The following is a 22,087-nucleotide window of genomic DNA, read 5'->3' on the forward strand; positions in this document are numbered from 1 at the left end:
ATAATACTAAAAACTTCCCTTGCATTTGCTTATTTTGACTGTATTTTGACTTAAAAATAAAGAAAAGAATAAAATATTGTTAAAATTAAGTTAGTGAAAGTTTTGTTTTAAATCTACAATCAGCTCTTGATGGCGATATCTCTTTGGTAGATATAGCGTACCTTTGTATATGGATTATTTTAAAAATTTACTTGATTTACTTAAAACAGAACGCGAAGAAGACCACAATCAGTATCGTAAACTTACTGAGCAGAGTTCTGTATCAGAAAGAAGAGCCAATGGTTTGACTTGGTATCCGGTGGCTATCAGAGGTTCGGAAATGAGCCGAGGAGATTATCTAACAGTAGAGTTGGAGCGCACCACTCATCAAGACATTGCACACCAATTCAGATTTGGAATGCCTGCTGTGTTTTTTGGGAATCACGATGCCAAAAACGACCGCGTCGAGGGAACCATAACGCATCAAAACGGCAATCGCCTTAAAATCACGCTACGCACCGACGAACTACCTGAATGGTCGAGAGATGGGAAGCTTGGGATTGATATTCTCTTTGATGACAATAGCTACGAAGAAATGCAATCGGTTTTGAAGCAAATTATAGCTATCGAATCCAAAAGCGTAGATAAAGATAAAAAGCTCATCGGTATTTTAACGGGAAGTCAAAAGCCAACTTTTAAGGAAAAAGTGTCTCCTTTTGTGGGTACAAGATTGAATGAATCTCAGCAGGTCGCAGTCGATAAAATATTGAAAGCCAACGAACTTGCTATCGTACATGGCCCTCCTGGTACTGGCAAAACCACTACGTTGGTACAGGCGATTAAGGCTTTGGTAAAGACTCAAAATCAAAAAGTGCTCGTAGTAGCACCGAGCAATACAGCGGTAGATTTGTTGAGCGAGAAGCTACACGAAGAAGGGCTCAATGTATTGCGAGTGGGCAATCCCGCTCGTGTAACAGAGCGATTGATGTCTTTGACGCTCGATGCCAAAATGGCCGAACACCCCCAAATGAAAGAATCGAAAAGGCTCAAAAAGCAGGCGCAAGAGTTCAAAAATATGGCGCATAAGTACAAGCGTAATTTTGGAAAATCCGAACGCGACCAACGTAAGCTGCTTTTTGATGAAGCCCATAAAATCATGAAGGAAGTAGGCAATACAGAGCAGTATATCATTGATGATTTGCTGGTCAAAGCGCAAGTAGTGACAGCTACCTTGGTAGGGGCGAATCATTATACCGTTAAAAACTTGAGCTATGACACCGTAGTGATTGATGAAGCAGGGCAAGCGCTTGAGCCGGCTTGTTGGATTTCGATTCTGAAAGCCCCCAAAGTAGTCTTGGCCGGCGACCATTGTCAGTTGCCTCCTACTATCAAGTCAGAAGTAGCCGCCAAAAATGGATTAAGTACTACGTTGCTCGAAAAAAATGTGGGCTTGCATCCCGAAGCTGTAACACTCCTTGAAGAGCAATATCGTATGAATGAGCAGATTATGGGGTATTCGTCGCAGGTATTTTATCACAATCGCCTCAAAGCCCATACTTCGGTAGCCAAGCGATTGCTTTTTGAAGACGACAAACCCTTGTTGTTTATTGATACAGCGGGCTGTGGATTTGAAGAAAAACTAGAGGGAACCAGTAGTACCAACCCCGAAGAAGCGGTGCTCTTGCTCAAGCATCTTGCGATGTTGGCGGAAGAATGCCCAAAACAGGAGCCTTTTCCAAGTATAGGTGTCATTGCACCTTACAAACAGCAGATTCGGGTGCTTACGGAGCAGCTCGCCCATGTGCCAGCCTTACAGCCTTATTTATCTTCTATTGCTATCAATACCGTCGATAGTTTTCAGGGACAAGAAAGAGACGTAATTTATATCAGCATGACCCGTAGCAATACCGACGGAATCATTGGGTTTTTGGCAGATATTAGGCGTATGAATGTAGCCATGACACGCGCCCGCAAGAAGCTTGTAATAGTAGGTGACAGTGCTACTTTAGCCCAATCAGCGTTTTACGCAGATTTTATTGAATATGCCGAAAAAAAGGATGCTTACATAAGCGCTTGGGAATGGATGTAATTTTTTAAAATTCAAAAACAAAGAAGCGCTTGGCGATATACCAGAAAAAATCTAACTTTAAACTCAACCTTTACTCAACATAACCTATTTTTAAGCTTTTTTATGCCTCCTGAAAAAAATAAGGTGCTTGTGCTTTTTTCGCATCCACTTTTAGAAAAATCACGTGCCAATCGTCTAGTCTTAAAATCCTATCTCAATCGAGACGATATTACTTTTCATGATTTGTATGAGCGCTATCCCGACTTCAACATTGATGTGGAGTACGAAAAAGAACTGCTCTTGCAGCATGAAATGATTGTCTGGCATCATCCTTTTTATTGGTATAGCTGTCCGCCTTTGTTTAAACAATGGATAGATATGGTACTGGAAGTAGGATGGGCCTACGGCCCTGGTGGGGATGCCCTAGAAGGAAAATCAATAATGCAGGTCATTACGGTAGGTGGGGGCCATCAGGCGTACCAAGAAAGCGGCTATAATCGCTTTCCTATTAGAGAATTTTTACGCCCTTTTGAGCAGACAGCCAACCTCTGCAAGATGAATTATTTCCCGCCGTTTGTCATTCATGGTACCCACCGCCTGAGTCGCGAACAACTCATAGATTATAGCTCAGAGCTAGTGCTTTTTCTGGACAATTGGCAAGAGATACAATATAGCCCCACTTTGTATCAGCACACTTATATTAATGATCTTCTCAAAAAAATTACGACTAACAAATGAGCACAGGATTTTTATTTCAGGCATTGGTATTTATGGGAGCCTCGATTTTGCTTGTTCCTATTGCCAAAAAAATAGGTTTAAGTTCGGTGCTTGGGTATTTGGTAGCGGGAGTGGTGATTGGACCTTTTGGGTTGAAATTTGTGGGGGAAAATGGCCAAGACATCATGCACGCTTCCGAATTTGGGGTAGTAATGATGCTCTTTTTGATTGGATTGGAGCTAAATCCAAAAAAGTTTTGGGAAATGCGCAAAGCCATTCTTGGGTTAGGAGGCTTACAAGTATTGGCCACTACATTTTTGCTGTTTATTAGTTTTTTATTGATGGGTTGGCCATGGCAAATGTGTGTCGCGGTAGCTTTGGCGTTTTCAATGTCATCGACGGCGATTGTGCTACAGACCCTAAAAGAAAAAAACCTCTCGCATACGGTGGCAGGGGAGGCTTCATTTGCGGTGTTGTTGTTTCAGGATATTGCGGTGATTCCGATATTGGCGCTTTTGCCGCTATTGGGTACCCACACAGCCTCTTCGAGTGAGCACTCCTCGTCATTGTTTGAGGGACAGCCCGCTTGGGTGCAAGCAGTGTCCGTTTTGGGAGTGGTTGGGTTGATTTTGGTGGTAGGGAAGTTTTTGGTCGTGCCTTTTCTACGTTTTGTTTCCAAAACCCAAATGAGAGAATTGTTTGTGGCAGCAGCTTTGTTTATTGTGGTAGGAGTAGCAGCGGCCATGCAAGCTGTAGGTCTCAGTCCTGCTTTGGGTACTTTCTTGGCTGGAATGGTATTGGCCAATACCGAGTTTCGTCATGAGCTAGAAAGCGATATCGAACCTTTCAAAGGCCTGCTTTTGGGGTTGTTTTTTGTGAGTGTTGGTGCTACTATTGATTTCGATCAAATCACCAATGACCCTTCTACTATTGCGCTTCTTGTGGTGTTGTCGTTGGTTTTAAAATTTGGTGTATTGATGATTACGGGCAAAATCTTCAAAATGAGCAGTGACCAAAATTTCATTTTTTCTTTTGGACTGAGCCAAGTAGGAGAATTTGCTTTTGTATTATTATCATTTTCCAATCAAATCAATCTACTAGATGAAGTCTGGAATGCCAAGCTTATGGCGGTGGTAGCGATTACAATGGCTTCTACTCCGCTAGTTTTACTCGTAAATGAAAAGTTAATTGAACCTTATTTTGGCGTAAAAACCCAAGGCGACCCCCAACCCGAATCAGATACGATTGATACACAACATAAGGTGATTATTGCAGGGTTTGGGCATTTTGGAAGCACTATTGGACGGTTTTTGCGGGCTAGTGGCGTCAAAGCTACCATTCTCGACAATGACTCCGACCGTGTCGATTTGCTGCGTCGTATGGGCTTTGAAGTATATTTTGGAGATGCCACACGCGTAGATTTGTTAGAAGCTGCAGGAGCGGCAGAAGCTACTATTTTGATTGCGGCGATTGACCCACCCGAAATAAACCACTTGTTGATTGAGGTCGTTAAGAAAAAATTCCCTAATCTGAAGATATTTGCGCGGGCGCGCAATCGCTACGACGCTTATGAGCTAATTGATATGAACATCGACAATGTTTACCGCGAAACACTCGATGCTGCGGTACGGCTAGGCGTAGATGCGATGGTTCAGTTAGGTTTTCGCAAATACACCGCCAATCGGCAGGGGCAGAAGTTTATTCATTATGATGAAGTATCGGTACGCAAGCTCGCTAAGAGTCGCCACGAAACCAAAGATTATGCCTTGTCGGTAAAAGAGCAGATTCAGTGGCAAGAGCAAATTTTGCAGAATGACCTCAAACTCACCAAAGAAGAAGCAGATTTAAGCTGGGACAGCGAGCACCTACGACAAGTAGTAGTGCAGGCATATCCCAATGAGTAACCACAATGCGGATTCCATTAAGAAAAGAACTAAACGCTCCTTCGGCATCTTTCACTACGATAGAGCTTGAAGAATCTTATTTTGACCCCAATTGGCATTTTCATCCTCATTATCAGCTTTTTACGGTTATTGAAGGGACAGGGACGAGATTTATTGGCGACAATATTCTGCACTTTGAAGCAGGGGATACGGTTTTTTTAGGACCCAATATCCCACATTTATGGCGTAGCGACCGTGCGTATTTTGAGGGGAATCCTGCCCTCAAAACGCACGGAATTGTGGTGTATTTTACTGAGGATTTTTTGGGAGAAGGTTTTTTTGACAAACCCGAAATGTACAATTTACGTCAATTGCTCATCAAAGGTCAACGTGGGCTCGATATCAGTGGAGAATCACGCGAACGGGTGCGTAAAAGTCTCCAAAAACTCGTCAATCTTCATGATTTTGAAGCAGTTTTGGAGTTGCTAAATACGCTGCATTATTTATCATCGGCGGTAGAAGTAGATTATATCACGAGTGTGGGGTATGTCAATACGCACAAAGTCTCCGAAACCGAGCGTATGCAGCGGGTGTATGAGTATGTGATGAAGCATTTTAAAGAAGAAATCAGGCTCAATGAGGTGGCTACGCTAGCCAATATGACCGAAGCGGCTTTTTGTAGGTATTTTAAAAGCCGTACCAACAAGACTTTCTCAGACTTCGTGAGCGAAATCCGCATCGGATATGCTTGTAAGCTTTTGGTACAAGAAAAATATTCAGTGACCCAAATATGTTACGAAAGTGGGTTCAATACCGTCTCAAACTTCAACCGCCAATTCAAAAACCTGACTGGTAAGTCTCCTTTACAATATCAAAAGGTATATATGAGGGCGGAAGGATAGTATTGTATCTAAACCTCTCTCGTACTCATGGCCGAACATATTGACACTGGTAAGCTGGGCGAAGACAAAGCCGCTGCTTTTTTGGAAGAAAAAGGATATGAAATCTTAACGCGAAACTACCGATTCCGCCATTCCGAAATTGATATTATTGCTAAGAAAAACAAGATTTTGATTTTTGTGGAAGTCAAAACCCGCACCAATGTCAGTTTTGGGATGCCTGAAGAGTTTGTGGATGCCACCAAGCGGCGTCTTATCATGAAAGCTGCGGAGCAGTATATCTTTGATTTGGACTGGCAGGGCGACATCCGATTTGATGTAGTGTCGGTGGTAATTACACAGCACCAAACTCGCCTTCATCATATCGAAGATGCTTTCTATTGAGGATTTTTATAAAGTATTGAAAGCAATTTCTTCTTTTTCTAAAATCTCAATGGCTCGTGGACTATTTTGAATCAAAATCTTAAAATTTTTCTTTGGCATTTCGTCTTCATCATCGAGCCATTTCCAGTCTTCGGCAGTGGCGTCAAGAAGGTTGAGAAGCTCCACCAATACTTTGCCTTTTTTTTCTTTGCTTAAAAACTCATCAAAATTGGTGATATAAATAGCTACATTAGGTTGTTTTATCCATGTCAGGTCGTTGAGCAAACTATCTAATAGTTCCATCTCTGGCTCAAAGTCTGGAAGACTCAAAGCTTTTTCAATCGCATTATAAAAGAGAGGTAATGTTTGGGCTTGGGCCCCATCTATGTGTCCGATACGAAAGTTTTTGAAAGGTGATAATGACTGCTCAGACGATAAAAGAGTAAAATTGGCCATAGAAAATCAGAATTGAATTAAAAACTATTTTGGTATTCTTTGAGTGTATTGATATTGCGTAGCCACTGTGGATGTGGGCATGATAATAAGGAGATGGCAGCTTGTTCTAAAATATTTTTGGGAGAACGCTTTCCCTCCTCATAGGCTTTGGCCATTAAAGAGTAGGACGCAGGTTCCCAAATTGTAAACAATGGCTCAGGGGATAAGCTTTCTGGATTTTGGAAAGCCGTTGCAATTTGGTGGGAAAGCCGGTTTTGAATTAAAAATTCAATTGCTTTGCTATCCACAAAAGGCATATCACAAGCCACTACTAGCCAAGCCTCACTAGGGTCAACTTCAAAAGCCGACAAAATTCCGCCCAACGGTCCGGCTTGATAAGGGTCAATGAGCAGATTGGCCTCCAAAAAAGAGGAGGTTTGCTCGGCTCGACAAGATATAAAGCTTTCGATATTAACTTTTTCCAATATATCTTTACAGTATTGCCACTGAGCAACTCCGTGATAATGGAGTAGGCTTTTGTCGGTGCCCATACGAGTGCTATATCCGCCTGCCAATACCAATCCTTTCATGTTTCTTGGATAAAAGATAAAGCCCGCATTTCTGACCAATACGCCCCGTTTTTATTGGAGATACGAGGCCGAAACCCGCAATGCCCGCCGTGTTGGGTAAGCTCAAGCCATACATGCGGTAGCTTCTCAATCACATCTGATGGCAGGCTTTGGTAAGGTACAAGAGGGTCGTTGATAGCGTTGACGATGAGTGTGGGAATGGCGATATCCTGCACAAAGTATTTGGAGCTACATTGTTGGTAATAATCATCCGCTCCCTTAAACCCATGCAATGGCCCCGTAAAAAGGTGGTCGAAGTCCCAAAAAGTTTTGACTTGTTGCCATTTCTGAACATCAAAATGCTCAGGATATTGAAAAGATTTAGCTTCTATTTTAGGTTTTAGTGTTTTCAAAAACCGCCATAAATAAATGCGATTTTCAGGCTTTTCGATGTTGCGACTACAAGCTAACAAATCCATCGGAACACTAAAAACAACTACTTTTTTGATTGCATTATGAATATTTTTGCCTTGTTCTCCTACGTATTTGAGAGTGACATTGCCGCCTAGGCTAAAGCCCATCAAATAGATTTCTGAATATCCTTTTTTAAGGGCGTATTGAACCACAAAGTCTAAATCAGAAGTTTCGCCACTGTGATAAAAACGTATCTGTTGGTTTAATTCACCACTACAACTTCGATAATTCCACGCCAAACAATCATATCCATTGGCGGTCATGAGTTTTACCATTCCCTTGATATACTGGCGAGTACTATCTCCTTCTAAACCATGCGATAAAATAACAAGTTTGGAGGAAGGTCGAGAGGCGTTGGCCAAGCTCCAGTCTATATCCAGAAAATCATGGTCAGGAGTATTGAGGCGTTCGCGGTGGGAAGGGTATTTTATTTTCCTAAAAAGAGCGGGATAAATACTCTGATAGTGGCCATTGGGCAACCAGGCGGGAGGTTGGTGGGTATGGGTTGAAACAACAGGCATAGACTTCTCAAATAACCAAAACAAATAACGGGCTTTTACAAAAGACAAACGTTATTGTTTAATAAAAGGTTTAGTGATAGAGCGGCGTCCGTCACTAACTCTGATAAAATGTTGTCCTGGCGGTAACTCTGAAACATCAAACTGATTGATAAACACACTACCATTGTCATAAAGGAGCTTGCTAGGAAGTATTTTTCCTGTTTGTGTTACGATATAGGCCGTAAGATTGTAGGTATTGTCAGATTCGTAGGCGACAGTCAGTAAATCTACAGTGGGATTAGGAAAAAGCTTGAGATGTTCTTTCACGATTAATATCTCGGGAATCGCAGCAGGGGTTTCTGTTGGGTATTTGACGTGAGTAAGCTCCAAGGGTTTGGATAGTACCGAGCATCCATTTTGAGTGATTTCGACCGTATATTTTCCTGCCACAGTAGCTACGAGGCGTGCGCCGGTCGCTGTAGGAATGGGAGTGCCATCTACAAACCACCGATAAGTCATGTTTTCTCCTGAGATAGTAGTTAGTCGAATACTACCTTTAGGTGGGATTACTGTTCCAGCGTTGGTTGAGATGACGGGTTGTTGAAGCGCCGATAGAATTTGAGTAACAGAGGAAGTCGCCGAACACACCCCTGACGAAACTACGACATTATAGTTACCTGCCTCGGTCGGAAAGATGGTGGGCGTGCTGGCACCTACTACGGGTCTTCCGTCTTTGTACCATTGATAACGGTAGCCGATTCCAGTATTAACACTAAGAGGAACAGGTTTACCTGCACAAATGGTAACACTTCCTTGGGGGGTAATTTGGGCAGAAAGATTAAATATCTTAACATTAATGGGGAGAGATTCGGCGGAGCATTGATAGCCAATGACTTTCACACTATACAATCCTTCTTGGGAAATTTCGAGGCTAGGGGTATTGGAAGTGCTGATTGTTTGGCCATTTTTAGACCATTGGTAAGTGAGAGCATTATCACCTTTGACTTGAAATAGGAGCTTACTATCGCCACATAAAGTGGTGTCTTTTCCTTGTAGGATTTGAATGGCACTATTGCAGTCTTGAGGACGTACTCCACTCACCATAATTGAGTAAGGTTGCCCATTGTTTTGGAGAGTACGTTTATGCCTGACTATCAACGTATATACTTTTCCTGCGACCGGATTATCGAGCAATATTTGTTCTACGTTGTCGCGAATATTATCCCCAGGCGTAGCGACAGACGCAGGTTGTTTAGGATCTAGAACCCACGGAAACCAGGTATTTCCTTGTTCATCAGTGATTCGAACGTCTAAGTCATTGACAAGTTTTGGGGTTAAATCGTCTACTGTTTGGGAAGCGATTTTTGTGGCCGAGGCTTCAGGGTCACTCCAACAGAGGGTCGCAATAAGTGGTTCTCCACCACTGGCGATGATTTTTTGTTGAAAAGTTTCATTTTGAACCAAAGTTCGCTCCATCAGTAGATGTTTATTGTCTTGATTGAGAAGGACTTTGGCTGCTTTTTCGGCATTCAACAACCCCCAGCCATAATCATAGCTTGGGCCTGTCTTACCAGTAGGTTTATCGGCTGTATGAAGCACTAGGCCTTTGAGGGTGGCCGAACGCATGAAGTAGTTTTGACGCCGATAAAATAGTTCTTGTAATAAAATCAAGGTGCCTGATACGTTGGCACAAGCAGTGGAAGTTCCCGAAAGGGTCGCATAGGCATTGTCGGCACTCGAAATAGCCGAGATGATATTGGTACCTACTCCCAAAATATCAGGTTTGATGCGGCCATCATCAGTGGGTCCCCAACCACTATAGTCAGCGACCGAAAAATTACTGACAAATCCTTTCTGAATATTGACATTGGCGCCCCCTACGGTCAATATATTTTTGGCATTGGCCTCGGAAGGAATTACATCATAGGCATCGTTGCGACTACGCTCCAAAAGACTAGTTTGATTTGTATTTCTTAGAAAGTAAGGAGTGCCTACTGGGGGGCCGGTGTCGGCGTGTTTATTATCCGCCGATTTTACGATGAGATAAAATGGATTGTTGTAGGCAAGCTTATCTAGGTCTCGTGCTTTTTCGTCATAAAAACCAAAACGATAATCTTCCATAGCATTGATGCTAGGATTACCCCACCATTCCCATTTTAGTTTGGGGTCGTTGCCAGGGCGGCTAGCATTAAAATACCATCCCGAAACAGGGCCATAAGAGTGATTCGATACCAATATTTTCGAGGCTTCTTGTGCCATTTCAATCAAGTCATCAGTATAGTCCCATACATCTAGTGTAGCTCCAAAAGCCATTCCTTTGACCTGAGAGTTGACACCAGCCGCAGCAATCGTACCAGATAAGTGAGTCGAATGATCGCTAAGTACTGAGTTTTGGTCTTTTTGTCTAATACGTCCTCCAAACTCAACATGCGTAAGTCGAGGTTTTCCGCCATCCCAAATGCACAGACGACCGTTTAGGGCAGGCAAATCCCCCTTTAGGTCAATACCTAAGCTCCCGCCTTGGTAGAGATTGGTAGTATGAGTTCCAGTAGAAGCAACTACATTATGGGTACTATAATAAATAGGGAGGCCAAAAGAATCTATTCCTTGTAAATCTAGCACTCGTCCATTGGCATATTTTTTGCGGAGAGGCCATCCTTTCTTTTTAGCTATTTTGAAGGCTTCGAGGCGGTTGGTGAGGTACCTTTCTTTAAGGTTTTTTTTGAAGGTTTGATTGAACGATAAGTCAGCGTGTAAGGTAGAATCTTTTTGCTGCGCATATCCGCAAAAGCAAACCGCTGATAAGCAGGCTATTAATGTCCTGCTTATCAGATTGTAGCTTGAGAAATATGAAAAAAGGGGTAAAATAAAAAGCATGCCTCTCTTGGTACGGCGATTCTCCTATGGTTTCACAATGGTGCCCACGGTACGCGTTGATGTACCCTCCTCCTCAATTATTGCAAAAAACGTACCGCTTTGTAGAGAAGCAAGGTTAAATTGAGTATGGAAAAAATTTTCAAATTTTTCCATAGTTTGTTGGACAATCAACTTGCCTTGAAGGTTATAAAGCGAGGCTTTGATTTTAGTACCCGTTTTCAGAAGGGCAGTATATTCACAAACAACGAAAGATGAAGCAGGATTTGGATAAATCTTAAGTGTTTTATCCAAGAGGGTAGAAGCTTGATTTAATGAAGTAATTATAATTCTGATTTCGTCAGAGACCAATTCGCCGCAACCATTGACACTTGCTTTCACCGAATAGTTTCCTGTTTGGATAGCGGTAAAGGTAGGCATGTTAGCTCCACTAATCGGAACTCCCTCTAACAACCATTGGATATTGGAGGTAGCGTTGGAGCTAAGCACAATACCATTAGCCGAAATGGTGGGTTTTTCGGGTCTACGGATAGTAAGCGTAACAGGAGTAGACAAGCTCGGTAAGCAATTGTTGACCGAAGTACTTACAGTGTAGCTACCGGGGGTAGTTGCCGCTAGGGTAGAATTAGTAGCTCCTTGGATGGCTTGATTGTTTAAAAACCATTGGTATACTCCTGAGCTAGAAGAAGTACGTAAATTGAGAGAACTACCTTCGCAAATATTATTATTACCTTCAAAACTGATAGTAGGAGTAGTCGTGGTCGTAGTTTGGGGCGTGATTGCGACGCGAGGACTTGGGCAACCTAGTGATTTTATTTTTAAATCATAAAAATAATAGTAAGCGTTAGTAAGTGTATCAACGGTATTGTTCTGGGCAAACAAAGCTCCTTTGAGAGCAATGATACCCGGGATACTAAAAGGAAAACCACTCACGCCGACATTGCTTCGATAAATTGTCGCGCCGCCTTCATACTCAATTGTGATTTTATAACTTCCGGCAGTAGGTATACTTAAATTAAGAGGATAGACGCGTCCTTGGTCGTTGGGGTCATCGGCTACTTGACCAGAAGGTGCTCCTTGATTAGGTGCATCTGGATTGCGACTTGCTACTACATCTACGGTAGAACTTGAGATGAATTGGTCGTCTAAACTCAATACTGTGAAAGTGATTTTTCCGGCCGAAGAAGTATAAAGTCTGGCACTTTCTAAAAGAAGGGGGACTTCAGTTTTGAAAAGTGGACTAGGACCAAAATTACCTGCATAAGAACCTCCCGCAAATGTAGATTTGGTAGCAGGACCAAGAGTGCCACTAAAATCATTTAAAGCCACGTAGACATTTCCAGTAGGTAATTGCGTAGCGCTGCTCGTTAGATTGCCTATGGCAAAAGGAGTACTTCCATTGGGACTATTGTACCAAAACGCAGTACCTTCATCTTTAGAAATGAGTGCTAGAGGGTCGGTATTGCAATAGGTTGCGGTAGCTTTTGAAACAGTAGGTGTAAGCGAAACTGTTCTGGATTCACGCAAAATGTTATTGAGCGTATCTTGGTCGTCGGGTAGCGTGATGCGACTGATAAATTGGTAACGAACGCCTTCTTTTAAAGTGCTTAAAAATGGCGCAGCTAATGAAATAGTGGCTTCTTCAAATGCGGCCAAGGACTGTGATATAGTACCTGTAGTTTTACCAGCAATTTGGCCAGAAGGCTCCACCACAGTCACTTCTAGGGGGGTATTCTGTATAGTTTGTAGACCTGTATTTCTAACTTTTAAAGTAATAGAAGAAAGCTGACTACCACAAAAATTATCACTAGGATTGACTAAAGTCGTCAAACTTATGTCTCTACTTGGACGTGTAAATTGGAGCAAAAACTCCTGGGTTTCACCTTTGGGATAAGTACCACAAGCCGAGAGTGTAGTAGGATCAGAAGATTCTAGACACACGATTCTGAGACGCGTATAATTCCCCACTATTAAGCCTGAGGGGGCTGTAAGTGTGCTTGAAAATACGCCCGAATTCATAGGGGTGGAAGTAGCGATGAGCTCATTCGCATCATCAAAATCCCCATCTTGATTCCAGTCTACAAAAGCTTTGATGACTTTGGTCAAATCGGCACCGCATGATCCTACCGTTACTTCCAAAGGAAGTGATTGCCCCGCAGATACACTTATGGCTTGATTCATAAAATCACTATAACTCTGACAACCCGCGTTGGCCACTTGAGAAAGACCACCAAGCGTTACTTTCGTAATTTTGGAGTCGGCATTTGACAAAGCCCTTGATTCACAGTAGGTTTTTCCTCCGATGCCACTCACCACTAGGGCGTAAGGTTGAGTTCCGTTGGTAAGCGTTCCTTTGTGTTTTATGGTAATAGTGTAAGTGCGCCCCGGTACTGGATTTGGAATCAATATTTGTTCTACATTGTCACGGATATTGTCACCTTTTGTGGCAAGATTTGCTGGTTGATTAGGGTCCAAAATCCAAGGTAGATTTTCCACCGTGCCATCACTGATTCTTAAATCAAGATCATTGATCAATTTAGGATTTCTGTTATCAACATTAGCTATGGTAGCCGTAGTAGCGGATGCCTCAGGGTCTGTCCAACAAATGGTGGCAATCAATGGGCCTTTGCCAGAGGCTACCACTTGTATCGTGTATGTCTCATTGGTGGCCAAGGTACGTTCGGAAAGCAAGTGTGACTGGTCACGATTAAGGATTACTTCGGCGGCTTTTCGTTCATTGAGTAAGCCCCATCCGTACTGATAATCTGGACCTAATGCTCCTGCGTCGTCAGCAGTATGAAGTACGAGTCCTTTGAGAGTCGAAGAGCGTAGGAAGCTTTTGTTAAGATTGTTGTATAATTCTTGCAATAAAAACACCGAACCCGAAACATTGGGTGAAGCCATAGAAGTACCGCTTAGGGTAGCGTAAGCGTTGTTGCTGGTAGAGGTAGTTGAAAATACACTTACTCCTACGCCTACTATGTCTGGTTTGATACGACCATCGTCGGTAGGGCCCCAGCTACTAAAACTTGATATTTGTGGGTCGCTGATTTGGTTATAGCCATTGTTTAATACACTAATGGCACCCACGGTCAGGATATTTTTGGCAGTGCCATAAGTTGCAATCAAATCATAGCCATTTTGGGGAGCTCTAGCGGTAGTAGAAGTACGAGAACTTCCTCCTAAAAAATAAGGCGTGCCAGCGGGCGGGCCATTACTTCCACGGGCATTGCCTGCTGCTTTTACAATCAAATAATAGGGAGCAGTGTTGGCGATTCTGTCCCATTCGCGAGCACGAGCATCATAAAATCCAAACTTATAGTCTTTTTGGTCGTTGAGAGTACTATCACCGTACCATTCCCATTTCAAGTTGTTGTTGGTTCCACTACGAGCAGTATTGAGACGCCAGCCTGAAAGAGCTTCGTATGAGTGATTAGAAACCAACAAATTGGAAGCTGCCGCCGCCATTTCGGCTGCATCATTGCCAAAATCATGGGCTAGCAATGTAGCAGATGGTGCCATGCCACGCGCACGAGGATTGACACCAGTCGCAATCATAGTGCCGCTCACGTGGGTAGCGTGGGCATCTATCGTAGTTGAATTGTCAACTTGCCTTACGCGATTGGCTAATTCAGTATGGGTATCTCTTACTTTTCCACCGTCCCAAACTCCCAAACGATCTTTCATGGCTTCACTACCACCAGTCAGATTCAAACCTAAGCCGCCTCCTTCATAGAGTGCGTCGGTACGGGTAGTGAGGGCGGCGCCTCGATTGGTTGTGGTGATGTCATAGAGAGGCTCACCTGTTTCGCTGACGCCGCTCAAAATAATCACTGTCCCATCCGCAAAACTTTGACGCAAAGGCCAATTGTTTTGGCGTGCCAAGTTTTGAAGCCGAAGATTGAGCGTTTTATAGTGATTTTCAATATCTTGTTTTGTAGTTTGTAGTTTTTGCTGTTGGTCTACCGAGTACAAAGGACGCGGCTGGGATTGGCTCAAAACTGGAATAATGCACAATACAAAAAGATAGAAACGTAAATAGTGCTGCATAGTGAATCTTTTTTTTTGTAAACGAAAAATGACAAAAAATTGATACGGAAAAATTATTAACTTTAATGACTCGCCTATGGAGGTTTCGTAACACTATCAATTTGGAAAAATAGTAAGCCCTTTTTTAAACTTATTATTTCCATCGCTGATAGAAACCTAACCAAAAAAGGAACGGATAAATAATCCCCTATTTTGGGTGAAGTATTTAAAAAGAGTTCTAACCTACATTTGTTGCACAAAAACTTTTTTGGGTGTTTAGGCCACTCTTCCCTAAGTCATGAAAAAATACCTTTGGTTGTTGATGTGGATTGCGAGCCGAGTAGTTACGGCCAATACTACTACGCCTATCACCGATTATTGGGATCATCTTGCACTCAATGAAGGCCTAAGTCAAAACGAAATCAGAAGTATCGTGCAAGACCATCGCGGAATGATGTGGTTTGGTACACAGGATGGCCTCAACTGCTACGACGGGCAAAGCATCAAAAAATATCGCCATAATCCCTTCGATTCCACTACTATTACTCACGACGACATTACCTTTTTGTATGAAGATAGCGCTCATCATCTATGGGTGGGTACAACCAAAGGGCTGAATCGTAAATTAGCACAAAGAAATGTCTTTCAAAATTTTCCTCAAATCGAAGGGATTGTCACTCATATTTTGGAAGACAAAAATCACACTATTTGGGTAGGAACTTCGGCAGGCTTGTGGGTTTTGCGTCCTAAAAACAACGATTTTCAGTATTTTTTGTATCGTCATAATCCCGATGATGCTTCTTCTCTCTCGCACGATTTTGTAGGTAGTATGGCGTTGGATAGTGAAGGGAACATGTGGATAGGGACCGCCAAAGGATTGAATAAAGCGTTGGCAGGCTCTACGCTTCATTTCGAAAATGATCGAAATTGTTCTTTGCCTCTTTACCAAAAAGAGCAGTTGCCTACGCATGTTTGGAATGCCAAAGGAAGAGGCATCTGGGTAAGTACGCCAAAGCAATTTGGATTGTTGAATATTCAAGTTGTTGAAATAGAAGATTTTACTGCTGCCCTCCCTGCTGATGTGGTGGTGTCTTCGGTATGTACTGATCATTTGGGAGTGCTTTGGGTAGGCACGCAAGGCAACGGGATTTATCGTTTTCGGTTTGACACAATCACTCGCCAATTGCTTAGATTAGGAGCTTATCAAGAGGATTTATTGAATAAAAACGGTCTCAAAAGCAGTCATATTACGTGTATTTATGAAGGTAATGAGCCCCAAGAAGATGTAGTATGGGTGGGGACAAGGGAGTCGGGGGTGCAGTTGTATGCTCGTTCTAAAAATACATTTCGTCATTGGGAACGACTTTTGAAGCAAGAAACTGCCGCTGGAAAAAGTTTTTTCGGAATCGGGACAGATAAAGAAGGTTTTTTGTGGGCAGGGACTTTTGCAAATCTCTATCGTATCAATCGCCGTACTCAGGCAATCCGAAAATATGAACTCCCTAAAAATGCTCTCATTGAGACTATCGCCGAAGATGCCAAAGGTACTCTCTGGATGGGCGGAAATGTGGGACTCCTACGGTACGACCGCCAACGCGATAGATTTGCGGCTTTTCCATTGCCTACCTTCGACAATGTAAGACCGTGGGTATTTCGAATTTACAACGACAGCTCCCACCAAATGTGGATAGGAACAAGGTCTTATTTGGCCAAAATAAATGCTGAAGGCAAAACCCAAGTTATCAGAGAAGTAGCTGCTCTCAAAAACACAAAAATAGAACTCCGAAATATAGGGGCGATTCAGAAAGATGCCAAAGGGGGGCTGTGGATAGGAATGAGACAAGGATTGGTATATTGGCCTGACGAAGCTACCAAGGCACAAATATTTCAGAACAATCCCCGTGACCCCAAATCATTGATTGATAATGTGATACTAGATATTCATATCGACACCAAGCAGCGGGTGTGGATATGCACTACAAAGGGGTTGAGTAGAGTAATAAATGGTAAAGGAAAAATCACTTTTGAACATTTTACTGAAAAAGAAGGCCTCTCCAATTCTTTTGTATATGGGGCACTGAGTGACTCGAAAGGAAAAATGTGGTTGACTACCAACGGTGGTATTGTGTGCTTCGACCCCGACCGGCATACCTTTCGTAACTATACAGCCAAAGACGGCCTCGGAGGGGCAGAGTTCAATTCGGGCGGCTTTCACCAAAGTGCTGAGGGAGAGCTTTTTTTTGGGGGTAATGGCATGTTGTTGAGTTGTTGGCCAAACGAAATTATCCCCAATCGTCATTTAGCAAAAGTCGCAGTTATTTCTTTCAAAAAGTTTGAAAAAGAATGGGATATTGATAGCCTGCTTGCTTCTCCGCAGCCGATTAGTTTCAAGCCAGACGAAAACTTTTTTTCTTTCGAGTTAGCTGCCTTAGATTTTACTAATCCTTCCCAAAATCAATTTGCTTACCGTTTAGAAGGATTTCAGAAAGATTGGATTGTGGCAGGTACCCGAGGATATTTGAGTTTTACCAATCTTAATCCGGGGCATTATACATTGCACCTGAAAGCAGCCAACAATGAAGGACTTTGGAACGATAAAAATGTGTTGAGTATTCCGATCTATATTCAGCCGCCCTTTTGGCAAACTTGGTGGTTTTATTTAGGGATAATGTTGGTATTAGCCACGTCAATCAAAGCCCTTTATGATTATCGGGTACGAATGCGGGTAAAATATTTGTTTGATTTGGAACGGGTGAAATTAGAGGAAAATGAGCGTGTTCGGAAATTGGCCGCTCAAGACCTTCACGACGAATTTGGCAACACACTTACCCGAATTTCACTATTGACCGAAATCATCAAAACTCGGCTCAATGGTCAAGCAAATGGTGAAATCGGGACGATGCTTACCAAAATCGGCGACAACTCCAATCGGATGTATCAGGGTACCAAAGATTTTATCTGGGCTATCAATCCTGAGCACGACAATTTTTATGAGATAGCAGTTCGATTGAAAGACTTTGGCGACGATGCTTTTGATAAAACGGGTATACGATTTTCGGTAGAAGGACTCAACGACGACCTCCGCTCTGTCAATCTTTATATGGGAGAAAGTCGGCATTTGGTTTTATTGTTCAAGGAGGCTATCAGCAATACCCTCAAACACGCCCAAGCCCATGAAGTAAAGCTCACTTTTGGATATGAGAAGGATGAAATGCTCATTGAGTGGCGCGATGATGGAAAAGGTTTTGAAATAGAGCAGATTCGCCAAGGAAATGGATTGACCAACATTCACACGCGTGCTCAAAAGATTGGGGGAGTGGTCATGGTTGACTCCCTCCAAAAGAAGGGGACTTGTGTAAGATTTCGAAAAAAAATCAATGAAGACGTGAAAAGTTGAGCGTTAGTTGCCATAAAAATTTATATCATCCATAATTTTATTAATTCCAAAAATGATAACCCGTTTGTGCTTGGTCGAAGATGATCACCTTATTAGAGAAGCTTTTGCCGATTTGTTGAACAATACCGAAGGTTTTCGGGTAATCAATACTTACTCAAATTGTGAAGACTATCTTCGAAACCTCGCTACCGACCGTCCTGATGTGGTATTGATGGATTTGGAGCTTCCTCGTATGGGCGGGGTAGAAGGTATCGAAAAAACTAAAAAACTTCGTCCCCAAACGCAGCTCATTGTAGTGACAGTGTATGAAAATGATGAATTGGTATTTAAAGCACTATGTGCAGGTGCAGGTGGATATCTTACTAAAAATATGCCTCCTAGTAGGCTCATTGAAGCTATTCGAGAGATACGTCAAGGAGGTGCACCGATGAGTACCAATATCGCACGTATGGTGGTGGCGTCGTTTCAGAAAAATCATCATTCACCTCTTACTGCACGCGAAACAGAAGTACTAGAGCGTATTGCCCAAGGAAAAAGCTATACTACTATTGCTGACGAGCTTTTTGTGGATAAAGAAACAATTCGTACGCATATCAAGAATATTTATTGGAAACTAGAGGTGCATTCAAAAGCGGAAGCCATTGAAAAAGCTCGAAAAGAACGATTGATTTGAATGAGTTGTGTGGTTAAGGGGCTGAATATGAGTTGTATATTTGGGTGTAAAGTGTAGTTAATTAAAATCTATATAGATTTTCAAAGGCTTTAGCTAGTATTTTCGGAGTATGACTTTTTTGTAGAATCAGAGCCGCAAAATAAACTTTACTAGTCAAATTTTGTTTTTCCAAGAAAACACCGCAACAAACAGCTTATTTTTTGACTATTTTTGCGGATTCTTACACATATATCGCTCTGATCATCGGATGAAAATCAGTCTTCACCAACAAGAATCCTTCGAGCGCCGTCATCACGGCCAAAGTCCTACAGATTTACAAAAAATGCTAAAAACAGTCGGCGTTGGTACGCTCGACGAGCTGATAGAACAGACGGTTCCGGCGGCTATTCGCAGGGCTCAACCGCTCAATTTGCCAGCACCTAAGTCAGAATTTGACTTTTTGAATGATTTGAAGAAAGTGGCACGTCAAAACCGCATTTTTCAATCTTTCATCGGAATGGGTTATTATGATACGATTGTTCCAAATGTGATTTTGCGGAATATTCTCGAAAATCCCGCGTGGTACACGGCCTATACGCCTTATCAGGCTGAAATTGCCCAGGGGCGTTTGGAGATGTTATTAAACTTTCAGACGGCCGTGATTGACCTCACGGGTATGGAAATCGCCAATGCCTCGTTGTTGGACGAAGCTACCGCTGCGGCCGAAGCCATGACGATGTTGCATAGCCTACGGCCTGCGGCACGCAAAAAAGCCGAAACCTTTTTTGTATCGGAGCGCTGTCATCCCCAGACGATTGATTTGATTTATACGCGTGCTACTCCGCTCAATATCAATGTAGTAGTAGGAGACCATGCCAAAGTGGACTTGACCGACCCCGCTCTATTTGGGGTATTGGTGCAATATCCGGCTACGGATGGTGAAGTGATAGACTATACGGATTTTATTGCTACAGCTCATGAGTTGAGCATATCGGTAGCAGTAGCCGCCGATTTGTTGAGCCTTACTCTCCTCAAGTCTCCTGGTGAAATGGGGGCTGATGTAGTGGTAGGTTCGGCGCAGCGGTTTGGGGTTCCGATGGGCTACGGTGGGCCTCACGCGGCTTTTTTTGCTACCAAAGATGCTTTCAAACGTCAGATTCCGGGGCGTATCATTGGTGTATCGGTAGATGCCGAAGGAAATAGAGCTTTGCGGATGGCACTCCAGACACGTGAGCAGCACATTCGCCGCGAAAAAGCTACTTCCAATATTTGTACCGCTCAGGTGTTGCTTTCGGTAATGGCTGCGGCCTATGCCGTTTATCATGGCCCCGAAGGTTTGAAAACCATTGCTTCCAAAGCGCATGGTCTCACAAAAGCCTTTGCGGAAGCAGTGTCGGCGATGGGTTATGAAGTTTTGACTAAAAATTATTTTGATACGGTTACTGTACAAGTCGGAAATGCTGAAGGCTTGCGCGAAGAAGCCGAAAAACGAGGTATCAATTTACGTTATAATACCAATGGCACCGTAGGTGTCTCTTTTGATGAAGTAAAATCTTTTGGTGACCTAATAGGAATCTTAGATTTGTTTGCGACTGCTTCGGGCGAAGGGGTGGAAATGACCGTTCCAAGCGAAATTGAGATAGCTTTTCCCGAAAACTTGGCGCGTCAGTCTAGTTATCTTACGCATCCTGTTTTTAGTACCTACCATACCGAGCATGATATGCTACGTTATTTGAAATCGTTGGAAAACAAAGATTTGTCTTTGGTACACTCTATGATTTCGTTGGGTAGCTGTACCATGAAACTCAACGCTACAGCGGAGATGATTCCGGTTACTTGGCCTGAGTTTGGAAAGATGCACCCCTTTGCTCCTACCAATCAAGCCGCAGGTTATCAGTTGTTGTTTAAACACCTCAACGATTGGCTTTGCGAAATCACCGGCTTTGCCGCTATGTCGCTTCAGCCTAATTCTGGTGCGCAGGGCGAATACGCTGGTTTGATGGTGATTCGGGCATACCATGAAGCCCGTGGCGATGCCCACCGCAACGTAGCCTTGATTCCTTCGTCGGCGCATGGTACCAACCCTGCTTCGGCTGTAATGGCAGGCATGAAAGTGGTGGTTACCAAATGCGACGAGCGTGGCAACATTGATGTGGAGGATCTAAAAGCCAAAGCCGCACAATATAGCAATGAACTTTCGTGTTTGATGGTGACTTACCCATCTACCCACGGCGTGTTTGAAGAAAGTATCATTGAGATATGCGAAGTTATCCACAGTCATGGTGGACAAGTATATATGGATGGTGCCAACATGAACGCCCAAGTAGGACTTACAAGCCCAGCCACGATTGGAGCGGATGTATGTCACCTCAATCTTCACAAAACTTTCTGTATTCCACACGGTGGCGGTGGTCCTGGTATGGGGCCTATCGGGGTAGCGGCGCATTTGGTAGAACATCTTCCAGGTCACGTTCAGCTTACCGAAGGCCAAAAAGCAGGAGCAGTCTCAGCAGCCCCTTATGGTTCTGCAAGCATTCTGACCATATCTCACGCTTATATCGCAATGATGGGTGGCGAGGGATTGACCAATGCTACCAAAATGGCTATTTTAAACGCCAATTATATCAAGCAGCGTTTGTCTGGTAATGGCGATTATGAAATCCTATACACGGGTACTAATGGCCGCTGTGCGCACGAAATGATTGTGGATTGTCGTCCGTTTAAAGCCGTAGGCATTGAAGCCGAAGACTTGGCAAAACGATTGATGGATTATGGATTTCATGCACCCACACTGTCGTTTCCGGTAGCAGGTACTTTGATGATTGAGCCTACTGAGTCGGAATCTAAGGCTGAACTTGATCGTTTTTGTGATACGATGCTGAGTATCCGTGCCGAAATACGTGAAGTAGAAGAAGGAGTAGCAGATAAAGCTAACAATGTTCTCAAAAATGCCCCTCACACAGCGCGCGTGGTACTGACCGAAAACTGGGAGCGGCCTTACAGTCGCGAAAAAGCAGCTTTCCCATTGCCTCATTTGAGATTTAATAAATTTTGGCCAAGTGTAAGCCGTATCGATTCTGCTTACGGCGACCGTCATTTGATTTGTGCGTGTATTCCTGTAGAAGAGTATGCACATGTAGAAGCATAGTTTTAGCTCCAAATATTGAATTTTATAAAAAAGCCCTCAAAAGAGGGCTTTTTTGTTGATATTCAGTGAATTGTAATGTTTGCTTTTTAGGGATCTAAAT

13 protein-coding genes are annotated in these 22,087 nt (G+C 43.1%); 8 read left to right on the forward strand and 5 right to left on the reverse strand.

Annotated features, from left to right (window positions below):
* The first annotated feature begins 169 nt into the window (after positions 1-169).
* From P1X15_RS01475 to P1X15_RS01495, 5 genes are all read left to right on the forward strand, one after another.
* Positions 170-2,068, forward strand: a complete 1,899-nt coding sequence (locus P1X15_RS01475; protein ID WP_277336363.1) for an AAA domain-containing protein — start codon at positions 170-172, stop codon at positions 2,066-2,068.
* A gap of 102 nt (positions 2,069-2,170) precedes the next feature.
* A complete protein-coding gene (locus tag P1X15_RS01480; protein ID WP_277336364.1) occupies positions 2,171-2,785 on the forward strand; it encodes an NAD(P)H-dependent oxidoreductase in 615 nt (204 codons plus the stop codon).
* The gene (locus tag P1X15_RS01485) at positions 2,782-4,668 is read left to right on the forward strand and encodes a monovalent cation:proton antiporter-2 (CPA2) family protein (RefSeq protein ID WP_277336365.1); all 1,887 of its coding nucleotides are present in this window, start codon (positions 2,782-2,784) and stop codon (positions 4,666-4,668) included. The genes P1X15_RS01480 and P1X15_RS01485 overlap by 4 nt, the downstream gene beginning before the upstream one ends.
* A gap of 5 nt (positions 4,669-4,673) precedes the next feature.
* Complete coding sequence (locus tag P1X15_RS01490) at positions 4,674-5,549, forward strand: AraC family transcriptional regulator (RefSeq protein ID WP_277336366.1); 876 nt, start codon at positions 4,674-4,676, stop codon at positions 5,547-5,549.
* A 27-nt stretch (positions 5,550-5,576) separates the two neighbouring features.
* The gene (locus P1X15_RS01495; RefSeq protein WP_277336367.1) at positions 5,577-5,930 is read left to right on the forward strand and encodes a YraN family protein; all 354 of its coding nucleotides are present in this window, start codon (positions 5,577-5,579) and stop codon (positions 5,928-5,930) included.
* A gap of 6 nt (positions 5,931-5,936) precedes the next feature.
* Here P1X15_RS01495 and P1X15_RS01500 read toward each other — a convergent pair whose 3' ends face one another.
* Genes P1X15_RS01500 through P1X15_RS01520 form a run of 5 tightly spaced genes read right to left on the reverse strand, consistent with a single transcriptional unit; the run spans position 5,937 to position 14,811 of the window.
* Entirely contained in the window at positions 5,937-6,365 is a 429-nt protein-coding gene (locus tag P1X15_RS01500; RefSeq protein WP_277336368.1) for a barstar family protein, read from the reverse strand.
* A 17-nt stretch (positions 6,366-6,382) separates the two neighbouring features.
* Entirely contained in the window at positions 6,383-6,934 is a 552-nt protein-coding gene (locus P1X15_RS01505) for an NTP transferase domain-containing protein (protein ID WP_277336369.1), read from the reverse strand.
* Entirely contained in the window at positions 6,931-7,908 is a 978-nt protein-coding gene (locus P1X15_RS01510) for a YheT family hydrolase (protein ID WP_277336370.1), read from the reverse strand. Before P1X15_RS01510 ends, P1X15_RS01505 begins: the two co-directional genes overlap by 4 nt.
* A 51-nt stretch (positions 7,909-7,959) precedes the next feature.
* Entirely contained in the window at positions 7,960-10,764 is a 2,805-nt protein-coding gene (locus P1X15_RS01515) for a S8 family serine peptidase (protein ID WP_277336371.1), read from the reverse strand.
* 24 nt (positions 10,765-10,788) lie between these two features.
* Positions 10,789-14,811 carry a S8 family serine peptidase gene (locus P1X15_RS01520; RefSeq protein ID WP_277336372.1) on the reverse strand — a complete coding sequence of 1,341 codons (4,023 nt, stop codon included), beginning with the start codon at positions 14,809-14,811 and terminating at the stop codon, positions 10,789-10,791.
* Between the two features lie 277 nt (positions 14,812-15,088).
* Here P1X15_RS01520 and P1X15_RS01525 point away from each other — a divergent pair, with 277 nt between their 5' ends.
* The 3 genes from P1X15_RS01525 (at position 15,089) to gcvP (ending at position 21,987) form a co-directional block, all read left to right on the forward strand.
* Entirely contained in the window at positions 15,089-18,187 is a 3,099-nt protein-coding gene (locus P1X15_RS01525; RefSeq protein ID WP_277336373.1) for a two-component regulator propeller domain-containing protein, read from the forward strand.
* A gap of 52 nt (positions 18,188-18,239) precedes the next feature.
* Positions 18,240-18,860 carry a response regulator transcription factor gene (locus tag P1X15_RS01530; protein ID WP_277336374.1) on the forward strand — a complete coding sequence of 207 codons (621 nt, stop codon included), beginning with the start codon at positions 18,240-18,242 and terminating at the stop codon, positions 18,858-18,860.
* A 247-nt stretch (positions 18,861-19,107) separates the two neighbouring features.
* Positions 19,108-21,987, forward strand: a complete 2,880-nt coding sequence (gene gcvP, locus P1X15_RS01535) for an aminomethyl-transferring glycine dehydrogenase (protein ID WP_277336375.1) — start codon at positions 19,108-19,110, stop codon at positions 21,985-21,987.
* The last annotated feature ends 100 nt before the right edge of the window (positions 21,988-22,087 follow it).

Origin of the sequence: Runella sp. MFBS21, from assembly GCF_029433105.1 — a bacterium.
Lineage (GTDB): Bacteria > Bacteroidota > Bacteroidia > Cytophagales > Spirosomataceae > Runella.

Coding starts and splice junctions, on each gene's coding strand:
- P1X15_RS01515 (WP_277336371.1), bottom strand. CDS start 10,764: ATGCTTTTTATTTTACCCCTTTTTTCATATTTCTCAAGCTACAATCTG.
- P1X15_RS01530 (WP_277336374.1), top strand. CDS start 18,240: ATGATAACCCGTTTGTGCTTGGTCGAAGATGATCACCTTATTAGAGAA.
- P1X15_RS01480 (WP_277336364.1), top strand. CDS start 2,171: ATGCCTCCTGAAAAAAATAAGGTGCTTGTGCTTTTTTCGCATCCACTT.
- P1X15_RS01505 (WP_277336369.1), bottom strand. CDS start 6,934: ATGAAAGGATTGGTATTGGCAGGCGGATATAGCACTCGTATGGGCACC.
- P1X15_RS01510 (WP_277336370.1), bottom strand. CDS start 7,908: ATGCCTGTTGTTTCAACCCATACCCACCAACCTCCCGCCTGGTTGCCC.
- P1X15_RS01525 (WP_277336373.1), top strand. CDS start 15,089: ATGAAAAAATACCTTTGGTTGTTGATGTGGATTGCGAGCCGAGTAGTT.
- P1X15_RS01490 (WP_277336366.1), top strand. CDS start 4,674: ATGCGGATTCCATTAAGAAAAGAACTAAACGCTCCTTCGGCATCTTTC.
- P1X15_RS01475 (WP_277336363.1), top strand. CDS start 170: ATGGATTATTTTAAAAATTTACTTGATTTACTTAAAACAGAACGCGAA.
- gcvP (WP_277336375.1), top strand. CDS start 19,108: ATGAAAATCAGTCTTCACCAACAAGAATCCTTCGAGCGCCGTCATCAC.
- P1X15_RS01495 (WP_277336367.1), top strand. CDS start 5,577: ATGGCCGAACATATTGACACTGGTAAGCTGGGCGAAGACAAAGCCGCT.
- P1X15_RS01520 (WP_277336372.1), bottom strand. CDS start 14,811: ATGCAGCACTATTTACGTTTCTATCTTTTTGTATTGTGCATTATTCCA.
- P1X15_RS01500 (WP_277336368.1), bottom strand. CDS start 6,365: ATGGCCAATTTTACTCTTTTATCGTCTGAGCAGTCATTATCACCTTTC.
- P1X15_RS01485 (WP_277336365.1), top strand. CDS start 2,782: ATGAGCACAGGATTTTTATTTCAGGCATTGGTATTTATGGGAGCCTCG.